The organism is Chamaesiphon sp. VAR_69_metabat_338, assembly GCF_031423935.1.
Taxonomy (GTDB): Bacteria; Cyanobacteriota; Cyanobacteriia; order Cyanobacteriales; family Chamaesiphonaceae; genus Chamaesiphon.
The window spans coordinates 1-11,133 of sequence record NZ_JANPGM010000153.1 but is presented as its reverse complement, the minus strand read 5'-3'; the positions used below and the strand labels follow the sequence as shown (position 1 = coordinate 11,133).

At 47.0% G+C, this 11,133-nt stretch carries 12 protein-coding genes; 5 read left to right on the top strand and 7 right to left on the bottom strand.

Annotated elements, in window-relative coordinates:
* Positions 1-296: 296 nt before the first annotated feature.
* Together mutL and RMO84_RS04625 are read right to left on the bottom strand one after the other, a co-directional pair.
* Entirely contained in the window at positions 297-2,066 is a 1,770-nt protein-coding gene (gene mutL / locus RMO84_RS04630) for a DNA mismatch repair endonuclease MutL (RefSeq protein WP_310487310.1), read from the bottom strand.
* Positions 2,067-2,309: 243 nt separating this feature from the next.
* Positions 2,310-2,447, bottom strand: a complete 138-nt coding sequence (locus RMO84_RS04625) for a hypothetical protein (protein WP_310487309.1) — start codon at positions 2,445-2,447, stop codon at positions 2,310-2,312.
* Between the two features lie 169 nt (positions 2,448-2,616).
* On the opposite strand from RMO84_RS04625, the gene RMO84_RS04620 reads away from it, so the two are divergent.
* Positions 2,617-3,633, top strand: a complete 1,017-nt coding sequence (locus RMO84_RS04620) for a TOBE-like domain-containing protein (protein WP_310487308.1) — start codon at positions 2,617-2,619, stop codon at positions 3,631-3,633.
* A 12-nt stretch (positions 3,634-3,645) separates the two neighbouring features.
* Here RMO84_RS04620 and RMO84_RS04615 read toward each other — a convergent pair whose 3' ends face one another.
* From RMO84_RS04615 to RMO84_RS04595, 5 genes are all read right to left on the bottom strand, one after another.
* Positions 3,646-3,987 carry a DUF5615 family PIN-like protein gene (locus RMO84_RS04615; protein ID WP_310487307.1) on the bottom strand — a complete coding sequence of 114 codons (342 nt, stop codon included), beginning with the start codon at positions 3,985-3,987 and terminating at the stop codon, positions 3,646-3,648.
* Positions 3,988-4,314, bottom strand: coding sequence for a DUF433 domain-containing protein (locus RMO84_RS04610; protein ID WP_310487306.1), 327 nt, complete (start codon positions 4,312-4,314; stop codon positions 3,988-3,990).
* Positions 4,315-4,338: 24 nt separating this feature from the next.
* Positions 4,339-5,529: an AAA family ATPase gene (locus tag RMO84_RS04605; protein ID WP_310487305.1), complete on the bottom strand. Its 1,191-nt coding sequence runs from the start codon at positions 5,527-5,529 to the stop codon at positions 4,339-4,341.
* Between the two features lie 35 nt (positions 5,530-5,564).
* Positions 5,565-6,143: an RNA 2'-phosphotransferase gene (locus RMO84_RS04600; RefSeq protein ID WP_396135770.1), complete on the bottom strand. Its 579-nt coding sequence runs from the start codon at positions 6,141-6,143 to the stop codon at positions 5,565-5,567.
* A gap of 307 nt (positions 6,144-6,450) precedes the next feature.
* Positions 6,451-7,839: a Rieske 2Fe-2S domain-containing protein gene (locus tag RMO84_RS04595; protein WP_310487303.1), complete on the bottom strand. Its 1,389-nt coding sequence runs from the start codon at positions 7,837-7,839 to the stop codon at positions 6,451-6,453.
* Positions 7,840-8,015: 176 nt separating this feature from the next.
* Between RMO84_RS04595 and RMO84_RS04590 the strand changes: the two genes are divergently transcribed.
* The 4 genes from RMO84_RS04590 (at position 8,016) to RMO84_RS04575 (ending at position 10,947) form a co-directional block, all read left to right on the top strand.
* Entirely contained in the window at positions 8,016-8,627 is a 612-nt protein-coding gene (locus RMO84_RS04590; RefSeq protein WP_310487302.1) for a hypothetical protein, read from the top strand.
* Positions 8,628-8,713: 86 nt separating this feature from the next.
* A complete protein-coding gene (locus tag RMO84_RS04585; protein WP_310487301.1) occupies positions 8,714-9,937 on the top strand; it encodes a 4-hydroxy-3-methylbut-2-enyl diphosphate reductase in 1,224 nt (407 codons plus the stop codon).
* A gap of 222 nt (positions 9,938-10,159) precedes the next feature.
* Positions 10,160-10,462 carry a DUF6464 family protein gene (locus tag RMO84_RS04580; RefSeq protein WP_310487300.1) on the top strand — a complete coding sequence of 101 codons (303 nt, stop codon included), beginning with the start codon at positions 10,160-10,162 and terminating at the stop codon, positions 10,460-10,462.
* Positions 10,463-10,740: 278 nt separating this feature from the next.
* Positions 10,741-10,947 carry a hypothetical protein gene (locus RMO84_RS04575; protein ID WP_310487299.1) on the top strand — a complete coding sequence of 69 codons (207 nt, stop codon included), beginning with the start codon at positions 10,741-10,743 and terminating at the stop codon, positions 10,945-10,947.
* Positions 10,948-11,133: the final 186 nt, after the last annotated feature.

Below are 11,133 nucleotides of genomic sequence, written 5' to 3'. Positions count from 1 at the left end.
GCAGAATTAGTAGGCGCGGAAGCGCAACTAGTTGTCAGAGTCGCAATCAGTATCAACAGGCTGCCGTAGGTGAAGAAACTGCGCTGAATCGTGACAGGCTGAATAGGACTTTTCATGGTTGTAGCAATAGTAGAAGTTATTACATCCATATATTCGACATAAGCAAGGTGCTAACCGGATAATTTGAGATCGAGTTATTTTGTAAGTTTGCACGATCGATTGTGCTAGTCACAATAGTAATACTCGCGCTCTAGCTGCGTAACAATTAACGTATAGATAGAGTCTAAAAATCTGTCCTAAATACCGTGACTTTTGCCAATCACCCAGTGACGACGAAACGATCGAGCCAAACTACTTTCTTTAAATGATAGATAGATCGGTCGCCCGTGGGGACAAGTGCGGGGATTGCGGGTGCGTTGCCACCGATCGAGTAAACTTTGCATTTCCGCTAAACTCAAAGCTGTGCCATTGCGAATCGCACAGCGACAGGCGACGGCTACTTGCGCGGCTTGCAAATCTCCGCCGAGACTGAGTTCGGTAATTGCTGCTGCCAGATCTTCCCGCATCAATAGCGGTGCTGGAGCCGTCCGCACTGCCCACAGGCTTTCTCCAAAGAGATCGATCGTTATCCCGATTTGCTGTAACTGCTCTATTTGCCGCTCTGACAGGTGCGAGAGCACTATCGGTGGTTCCAGTGGTAAGAGCTGCCAAGCACTGGCTATTTGCTCGTATAGCACCCGCTCGTGGGCGATATGCTGCTCCACCAGCCATAACCCTTCGGGATGTTCGGCAATGATATAAGTATTGAGGACTTGCCCGACAGCGCGCAATTCGAGTAAGCCCAATCCGTCACCATCATTGGTTGTCGGAATCGATCGGTGTGGGATGCGATAGGCACCATGCTGTTCGGCGACTGCGAGTAATTTACCAATTCGACTGGATTGAGTATCGTCATCATCAGCTTCAGCCTCAAGATTTAAGGCGCGATCGAGTGCTTGAGTGACTTGGGCTTGCCAATATTCTACCTGCTGGAGATAGATTTCAACCTTGGCAGGATGACGATTCCAATCGATGTAGTGGGGTGGAATCTGGAGGTGTAAAAAACAGACGGGATAGCGATCTCGCGGCAATGTGCGCGCCAAGCCACTGAGGATCGTTTGCTCCAATTCTGGTGCCCTGACAATCCGACCGTTAACGGCTACTTTGACCCAATCTAACCGATGGCGGTGACAGCGATCGGGCAATCCTAATGTCAACTGGATTTTTGACTCTGATGCTGGTGTCTCGATCGATTTTGGTGCGGCAATCGTCCGATACGTTTGCAGATTTGCTGGTGCTGTTTGTAATTCTAGTTCGAGCCGTTCTTTAAGGCGATCGAGCGGACGAATACTCATCTCCACATGCTGAAGATCCTCAACCCGCACTTTGGGTAATAATTGCGGAATGATTTGCTGAGTGGTTTTCGAGCCGATAATCTGAAACCACGGACGATGTTGCTGTTCTACCAGCCAATTAACATGGGGATGACACAGAGCCAAATGGTGAATCACTGTCTGGACTTGACGGAGTTGACAATTGAGATTGGGTAAACCTTCCCGTCTGGCTGCCCAGTCCCCAAACAGATCTTCGACATCAATTGCCGTACCAGGCGCGATCGCGACTTCCTGCTGGCGCACGACTTCGCCCTGATGGTTGTAGACTAGATGCCAACCATCGCTACTTTGGCGGGGACGACTGTAAATTTCGAGATTGGCAAGTTGCGCCAGACTGTGCAGAGCCTCGCCGCGAAATCCCAGACTAGTAATGTGAAATAGATCTTCACGATCGTCGATTTTACTCGTACTATGCGCCGTTGCTGCCTGTTGGAGATCTGCCAGTTCGATCCCGCTACCATTATCAGCGACCCGAATCCGCCACCGATCGGGAAATAATGAAACCGTAATTCTAGTAGCTCCCGCATCGATCGCATTTTCACATAGTTCGCGCACGACAGCACCCAGAGAGTCGATGACTTCTCCAGCAGCAATCAGGTGAATGACGTCGATCGGTAGAGTATGAATCGGCATTGAAACGGTAGTGCATTACTGGCAATTAATGGTAGGGGCAAATCGCTCGCCCCTACCATTAAGTTTGTTTTTAGTCGTCCATTTTAGAGGACAACCTTATTTTGGTTTTGGATGCTGAAAATTTACCCAGAGATCCGTAGGTTGGGTTGAACGAATGTGAAACCCAACATCTGCACGATCGATCTGTGAGTGTGTTGGGTTTCGTGCCTCAACCCAACCTACGCAATATTCAAAGATCGATTGCTAAACCGCATAAGCGTGTTGCAGTGCCCAGATGACGAGGAAGATGATACCACCCAATACCAGCGTTGAAGAGATAGCGATGGCTACTGGTGTATCTGCCCCTTTGAATTTCATGATGCCGCGATCGAGATCTGACATGGCTACTTTTTAGAAAGAATAGTGTCCCTATACTACTATACCAAAAATTGCTCGTCGCCAACCGATCGCCTAGCGGATCGCAGGTAATCGACCGATGCTAAGATACGGTAATTCGTGAGATTACCTGTAAATTCTCGCCAGCAGCGGTTACACCAAACCAGAACAGATTGTGGGCATTGCCGTAGAAAATATCTCCAAATGCTTTGGGAACTTCCAAGCTGTCGATCGAGCAAATCTCGAAATCGGGCAAGGTTCGCTGATTGCGCTGCTCGGCCCTTCGGGTTCGGGGAAATCGACTCTGCTCAGACTGATTGCGGGACTGGAAACCCCCGATGAGGGACGGCTGTGGCTGGCGGGACAGGATGCCACTCACCAGAATGTGCGCGAACGCAATATCGGCTTTGTCTTCCAGAATTATGCCTTGTTCAAACATCTGACGATCGGTCAAAATATCGCCTTTGGCTTGGAGATTCGATCGATCTCCGGCTCGAAAGTCAAAAAAAAGGTCGCTGAACTCCTAGACTTAATTCAACTTAGTGGCTTAGGCGATCGTTATCCTGCGCAACTTTCCGGCGGACAACGCCAGCGCGTCGCCTTGGCTAGAGCCTTAGCCATCGAACCCAAAATTCTTCTGCTCGACGAACCCTTCGGCGCGCTAGATGCCAAAGTTCGCAAAGATTTACGCGCTTGGTTGCGGCAGCTCCACGATCGATCTCACGTCACGACGGTATTTGTTACCCACGATCGATCGGATGCGATGGCAGTCGCCGATAAAATCGCCATCATGAACAAAGGCTATATCGAGCAAGTCGGCACGCCCAGCGAGATTTACAATCATCCAGCAAATGCTTTTGTAATGGGTTTTGTCGGGCCGGTTAATGTGTTGCCAAGTAGCTTAAATATCTTCCAAAATAAACGGTTTGAAACGACCAATCCCCAAATGTTTCTGCGCCCTCAAGACATTGCTATTGAAACTATTTCAAATACTAGTACCGTCGCTGCCAAGGTCAATCGGGTGACGCATCTCGGCTCAGAAATTCAAGCAGAATTAGCTCTAGACGATGGACAAGTCATCACTGCACTACTGACGCGCGAACGCTTTGACGAGCTGCAACTCGAACCGCAGCAGCAGGTATTTGTTAAACCGAAGGAAGCAAAATCTTTCCCGATCGACTATTCGATCTAGTTTGCACAAAAACTACATTGCGGGACGATTTACCCTCACTAATTCAGCCGCGATCGACGCTCTCTCTATTAATACCCGATCGATTTCAGATGCGAACCCATCCCAATCTAAATTTTTAGTACAAGCCACAATTCCGGCATGATTCAATCCTCGATTGTGCAACCGAATAAAGTCTCGACGATTTTGAGTAATTACTGCTCGATCTTGACTAGTCGCAAAATCCAAAACATCTTCATCAGAGATTCGCTGATTTTCCTTGCCAGCATCTTTTACAGTTAACACATCATAACCCTTCGATCGTAACCTTTCAACTACTGGCAATGGAAACTGTTCGTCAGCATATAGCCTTATCATCTAAGCTGCCTGGTTAGTTGCAATCGCCGCATTAATTTCATCAGGAAATGCATCAGCATAGCTCCATGCATGGTAGAGATCTGTTGCTGTAAGTTGTGGATATGCTTCGAGAATTTTGAGATCGCTTGCTCCCATCTGACGATACTCCACCAGATCCCAAACAGGGATTCTCGTACCAGCAATACAAGCATCGCCACCGACAATGCCAGGAGTTTTGCTGATACCAGTCCATGAATTAACCAGATTTTGAACCAGTACCTGAAGAATCTCGGTTTTTTCAGGTACCGATAATGCTAATAGCCGATCTTGAAGTTCTCTTGCATTCATTGGAGATGATTTAATTTCGATCGCCTAGACAAATTTATGAACGAATTCATAGGTAAAATCAACCCGTCCTTTGCGCAACAAAGCAGGATCCATCCGATCGGTAGTATTGCAAGTCATCAACACCACCAACTTTTGCTGGAGATGAATGCCCGATTCGTCGATAACGCTTTGATAAAGCGTGCCGTCTAGTAAACCCAAAATATGTTCGGTTTTACTATTTTCTTGAGCCGATTCGAGAGCGCGATTTTTGGCGAGATTATCAGCTTCATTAATAATCAAACAAATCCGTTCCAAATAACTCGGCGGTACGAAGTTTTCGACGGCATCATGATCGAGAATAAAAATTACATATCCCAATGGCATCAAGACTTCTTTAGCGATCGCTTGCGTCCAGACCGTTTTACCCGTGCCAGGTTCGCCGTTAATTAACACAGCAACCTGTTGTTCGCTCAAGATTGCTTGCTGCACGCGATCGGTAAAGCTCTGAATTTCGGCTGGGAACGATCGAATTGGGTATTCACTATTGATTTTACCCACGCGACTTTTATAGCCGCTTAAAATTACCGCGACATCGTAGGTAGCTTTGCTAATTAATGGGGCTAAATCTTTAGCCGAAATTGTATATTGACGTTTGCCTTTTTCGTATGTTTCGACTTGCACCCAGATATCATATTCTTTCCAGTATGCCGAGACATAGCCCAATACTTCCAACCGTTCCCAGGTGGTAAACCGTTCGGGTGGAAAGTAGAAATACCGCTCCCAATAGTATTGGGTAATTAGGTCGGGTTTACCTAAAATTTCGAGGATATTTTTGACAGTGATTTCTTCTAACCGATTCAACACATAATCGATCGGAATGCTATCGCGACTGACTAATTGGACGATCGGCGTTTGGGCGATTAAGACATCTTTGTGTCGGCGATCGGGTGAAGCTGGATCGGGCGTGATAAAATTCCACAGTTCGTTAAATTCGTACTGAACGCTATCGGAAAATACATTCAGAATATTCGCCCACCAGGAATATTGCTTGCGACTGATCGCATCGGCAACATCGCTGACAAAATCCGCGCTCCGCTTGGCCAAACTCCAGGTGTCGTTGACAACAATGCTGGCAAAAAATCCGATATCTAAATCTCGATTTAGGGGTCGCCAGCCCGATGCTAATAATCCTTTGCTTTGAGCGTTATTATTCTGATTGAAATTATCGTAGCCCATATTAATTATCTGTCCTAAAATTTGCGAGCCGAGCTTCAGGCTGTGGACGCGAGATCTATTTGGGTTAAATATTGTGGGGGGACGGTATCGACTAACCACACATCGTTATCCGTCCGATAAAAGCTATAGCCGTCAGCAACCATCGCGTGTGTATCTACTGCCAAGATGACACTCTCGCCGCGTCTACTACCCACCTTGAATGCCATATTCAGATCTGTGGTGAGGTGGACATGGTGGCGAGACATTTTTTGCAATCCCGATGCTAAAATTGCGGCAATTGCCTTAACATGCGTGCCATGATAGAGAGCGTCTGGAGGAGTTTTGGCTAAAAGCTGTAGGTCGATTTCGATCGAATGTCCTTGATTGGCGCGAATCAGATCGCCGGATTCATTAAATGCAAAACGTTGTTTATCATTGGTAGCAACTACTTGTTGGAGATCGGCAAGACTAATTTCAAATCCATGTGCTGATGCTGCCGATAGCAGCTTGTCTACTTCGATCCAGCCACCTGGTAAAAGTTCCAATCCCAGTCGTTCTGGCTGGTGGCGCAAGTGCTTGGATAAGTATTTACTAATTCTAACGTAGCGTTGGGGAATTTGCCGATTGCCAGTCATAACAGTGGTAGTCTTGCGCGAATTATCGATAAGCTGCCCTGACATTTCGATCGCAACTTTCTGAAAGCGGGGGGCGGGGAGCGAGGAGCGGGGTTTCCCGAGTAGAGCATCTTTTCAAGAGAAAAGGTAAGCACATTAAATGACTAACAGCTTATGGATCTCTAGCGTACCCAGAATTGACCTCGGCTAATAGGATCTACATCAGCTTCATAGCAGATTCCCACTCTGAATCAAAGATCTTAGGGCGTCCCCAATCTCATGATTTCATGTTTTGCGCTCCCCGCTCCCCGCTCCCCGCTCCCCGCTCTCATTTACGATTGCGCGCGGGAATGCGACTTCCCTGCTCTAGCCGCAGTTGGAGGCGATCGCAGCCCCACCAACCGATCGAGCCAACAACTACCATCCCGATCGAGATAAAGGCCGGAGTTAATGTATTCTCTCCGCCAATGAGCGCGAAAATTGTCGAACTTATCCAGGCAATTAGCGCGATAATAACGATCGCTTGTTTGGCTATTTTGAGATTTTGATGAGCAGTGCGGCAACTATGACAATGTTCGGTATGACTATGATAGCGATCGAGTAATTTCTCGCTATCTAAAGCAGGTTTAAAAGTTTGACCGGGGAAGGGATCGGCTTGATAATTATTCAACCATTGCCGATATTCAAACACGAATCGATCGGCTTTAGTGGGTAAATAAAATGACTGACTAAAATTCTCACTCCCACCACTTTGGGCGAGATAACGTTCCTGATGATGCAGGAAGATTTGGTCATCTTCTAAGATCGCATTGTTATTGATATGCGAATACCACTCAGGTGTCGCACTAATAAACAAAGCGGGAATCTTACTCGCAAATTTAAACGGAAATCTGGCAAAGATCCGACATTCACCCTTACGCGTTGGGGTGGCATACACGACTGTAATTGTCTCGCCAAACTGCTTGGATGTGAGTGCGTGCCACATCAGACAGGGAGCGATAAAAGTGGTATCTTGCCGACCTAGCGTACCCTTGCGCGGCCCTTCTGCCCACGTTCCCGTAAACCCTGACTTGTCAGATGCCACAACTGCCAATTCTACGGGGCCAGCATTCGATCGCTTACCGACACTATTGTGATGAGTATAGGGCAAATGACTCGGATCGAGAACATTTTCGAGGAGCGTGGCGGCATCATAGGGTAAATCGCGGAACGTATTTAAAACGATCCAACCATCAGTCGGTTTGCCATCAACCATTGGTACCGGCATCAGCGGGACGGGAGTCTGCTCGGCTTTAAGAGCAGTCCCAGCATAGATAAATAACAAGCCCTGCTCCACGCTCGTCGGTAGCGATGTGACGCAAGCACGGCGAGAGGTTTCGGCTTTGGCATCGGGTAATTGCTGGGGGATGCGATCGCAAGTCCCCGCGCCAGTAAAGGCCCAACCGTGATAGGGACATTCCAATAAGCCATCTTCAGCAATTCTACCTTCAGATAATCGCGCCAAGCGATGGGGACAACGATCGTCAAATGCCCGCCAAGCTTGCGCTTGATTATCCCACCAAATCACCAAATCGCGATCGAGCAAAGTAAACGGCGTAGGCGTAAGTCGATCGAGATCTGCCACATACGCCACTGGATACCAAGATTCGATCGGGTCAAACTTACCAGAATCGTCTCCACCTGCGGTCATTTGTGCTGTCAATACTGCTGTCGTCATAAGTCGATCTTCACCCTGTGCCAGTCGATTGCTTTACACATCTTTACACTTAGGATAACAAGCATCACCTACGATTGCTAGCCTGTCCAAACCTAGCCTAATGCCTAGAAAAATGATTCTTTTCCTACATTGAACCAGTGCTAAAATTATATTCTCGTCCCATTTAGGTCGAAAACATGGCTTACAACAACTTCACTTTGCCAGAAGTTACCGAGCGATTCGATCTAACATTAACAGGATCGCCATTTTGTGCGGACTTACCTGTTGCCGCGCCCAGTGAGTTATTTTCAGCCATTTTTCAGGAGTGGTTTCCATTGGCACAGCAAGCTAGGTCTGAAAAAGCTAAATCCGAACTGTTAATCAGTCCTGTGTTGCTAGAAGTCAGAAAGCTGGTACATAATTCAGTAGAATTATTCTCTGGTGAGGAATTTAGTGTCGATCGCGAGCGTGGTCTTAATGGCTTCTGCGACTTTCTGTTGAGTAAATCGACGACTCCTTACATCATTCAAGCTCCAGTCGTGATGCTGGTAGAAGCCAAGCGGGGCGAATTAGATCTGGGCTTGGGTCAGTGCATTGCTGAGATGGTCGCAGCGCAAATATTTAACGATAGCAAACATAAAGCGATTCCGATCGTTTACGGCAGTGTAACTAGCGGTAGAGCTTGGCAATTTCTCAAGCTTGAGGGTAAAAATGTGACTGTTGATGCTAATGAATATCAAGTTACTCCGGTCGAACGAATTTTAGGTATTCTCAAATGGATGATTGAGGGTTCCGGTTCATCGATTTAGGAGTCTCGATCGAGTTAGCAGACCGTTCGAGCCACCGACTTAGATATAATGCTAACTGATGAGCCATTCGCCCCTCTCACCAACACATGGATACCAAAGCCTTTAAAAGATCGCTCAACCAATCAGAAAACTATCACCGCAAAGGCTTCGGACATCAAGCCGATGTAGAGGTAGTTTTAAAATCAGAATATGAAAGCGATTTAATCAAAGAGATTCGCGATCGCAACTACACCCTCACGCGTGGCGACGTCACGATTCGACTCGCCGAATCCTTTGGCTTTTGTTGGGGAGTCGAACGAGCGGTCGCCATCGCCTATGAAACGCGCCAACATTTCCCCACCGAACGGATTTGGATTACCAATGAAATCATCCACAACCCTTCGGTCAACCAACGGTTGCGGGAGATGAATGTCAACTTTATTCAGGTGGAAAATGGCGTCAAAAATTTCGATCCGATCGATTGCGGTGACGTGGTCATCTTGCCAGCCTTTGGTGCCAGCGTCCAAGAGATGCAACTGCTCAACGATAAAGGTTGTACGATCGTCGATACCACTTGTCCGTGGGTTTCTAAAGTCTGGAACACGATCGAGAAGCACAAGAAAAAAGACTATACTTCAATTATTCACGGTCAATACAAACACGAAGAAACCGTCGCGACGAGTTCATTTGCCGACAAGTATTTAGTGGTATTAAATATGGCCGAAGCGCAATATGTAGCCGACTATATTTTAAATAATGGCGATTCCCCTGCCGAAAAACTGCAACGTCGCACCGAATTTTTGGTTAAATTTAGCAATGCTTATTCTGAGGGATTCGATCCGGATGTGGATTTAGAGAAAGTCGGCATCGCCAATCAGACTACGATGCTCAAAACTGAAACCGAAGCGATCGGTAAATTGTTCGAGCGGACGATGATGAAAAAATATAGTACCGCTGAATTGAACGACCATTTTCAAAGCTTTAATACGATCTGCGATGCTACTCAGGAGCGTCAGGATGCGATGTTTAAACTCGTCGATGAACCCCTCGACCTGATGGTCGTAATCGGTGGCTACAACTCATCCAATACCACACATCTCCAGGAAATCTCGATCGAACATCAGATTCCTTCGTATCATATCGATAGCGATATCCGTATTTTGGCTGATAATCAGATCGAACACAAACCGTTAGCAAAAGACCTCGAAATCACTAAAAATTGGTTGCCACCAGGTAAAATTACGGTAGGGGTGACGTCGGGAGCTTCTACGCCCGATCGTGTCGTCGAAGCGACGATCGAGCGGATATTTGCGACGAAAAGCGCAGGGTAATCCGGCCCGATCGCGGGCGATCTACCACGGCTGAGTCCGCGATCGATGTGTATATTATTACCAATTGAAATCCGCAAATCGGTAATCTTAAAAATTAACGATTAGCTACCAAATGTCGATCCAGACTAATTCTTTTGCTGATTTTCTCAATCTTTAATAAAAGTACTGTTTTCTGGCCAAATTAGCAGGTTATCATATTAATTATGAATTGAGGTGTCCTGGGTGCTCCACACACTATTAGCTGTCTTTACAATTATTTTGCTATTGCTGACTTGCTCGTGGTTGAGCTATTGTCAGCGATTGCGCGCGCGCAGTCGGCGGATGACGATGACCGAGCCTAGCTCCAATCGCCGCTTTTATAAACGGGTAAATCGCGATCCCGAAGAGCAATACATTGAGGGGGTCGGCTATGTAATTGGCGATTTAAGTTGCAGTTATAATGCCAGATCGCCTTATATTCGATGTGCGGTCAATCCCGATGGGCTATGTCAAGACTGTCGCCATTATCATCAAAAGGAAGACTAGATCTGCATCGATCGCGACAAAACTGGGACGATCGATCCGATCGCGCTAAATCGATCCACCAGTTGGCACAGTCACGATCGGCGAAAATATTTAATTTGACAGAGCCGCCCTGCAAATCTAATTAGGTAAAATTAAAGTGCAAGTTAATTGCTCTTAATGTTTACTAAATTGGGTCGATCCCAGATTGATTCGTAGTCTGGAGGATGGGGCAAATGCCAATCGTATGTTCGTTAGTTTTAATGGTCATGAATGGGGCCTACTTGTTTGTTTCCTATAATATGGATGAAATGGTATTCGATGAGAGCGCGATAGAAATCGAAGAAGTCGTGACCATTCTCCGCCCTAGTATGGAATTGGAGCTAGCGGATATTTTAGATTTAGATATTTTCGATTTTGACACCGAAGAATTAGCTGCTAGCAACGAACACAATAGTACGATCGCCGGTAACTTGCAGCGGCTCGCAGATGACCGCAAGCTCCACTGAGGCGATTGCATTGCCTTCAGAAAGCGACTGCTAATTTGCGCTCTATATTCGTGCGGCGATCGCGTTCAGGCTCTAAGAGGATGTTTGGAAAGTCCAATTGCTACGTTTGCAGTGGGTAGATCCCCCTGCTTGTCTTGACGCATCGACCTGGAGGGAACCTCCAGGTCGATGCGTCGCTGGTGCAAC

What these genes read in the sequence shown, in the direction of transcription:
- RMO84_RS04575 (WP_310487299.1), top strand. Translation starts at nt 10,741, where the DNA reads ATGGATGAAATGGTATTCGATGAGAGCGCGATAGAAATCGAAGAAGTC.
- mutL (WP_310487310.1), bottom strand. Translation starts at nt 2,066, where the DNA reads ATGCCGATTCATACTCTACCGATCGACGTCATTCACCTGATTGCTGCT.
- RMO84_RS04590 (WP_310487302.1), top strand. Translation starts at nt 8,016, where the DNA reads ATGGCTTACAACAACTTCACTTTGCCAGAAGTTACCGAGCGATTCGAT.
- RMO84_RS04585 (WP_310487301.1), top strand. Translation starts at nt 8,714, where the DNA reads ATGGATACCAAAGCCTTTAAAAGATCGCTCAACCAATCAGAAAACTAT.
- RMO84_RS04600 (WP_396135770.1), bottom strand. Translation starts at nt 6,143, where the DNA reads ATGACTGGCAATCGGCAAATTCCCCAACGCTACGTTAGAATTAGTAAA.
- RMO84_RS04595 (WP_310487303.1), bottom strand. Translation starts at nt 7,839, where the DNA reads ATGACGACAGCAGTATTGACAGCACAAATGACCGCAGGTGGAGACGAT.
- RMO84_RS04615 (WP_310487307.1), bottom strand. Translation starts at nt 3,987, where the DNA reads ATGATAAGGCTATATGCTGACGAACAGTTTCCATTGCCAGTAGTTGAA.
- RMO84_RS04625 (WP_310487309.1), bottom strand. Translation starts at nt 2,447, where the DNA reads ATGTCAGATCTCGATCGCGGCATCATGAAATTCAAAGGGGCAGATACA.
- RMO84_RS04610 (WP_310487306.1), bottom strand. Translation starts at nt 4,314, where the DNA reads ATGAATGCAAGAGAACTTCAAGATCGGCTATTAGCATTATCGGTACCT.
- RMO84_RS04605 (WP_310487305.1), bottom strand. Translation starts at nt 5,529, where the DNA reads ATGGGCTACGATAATTTCAATCAGAATAATAACGCTCAAAGCAAAGGA.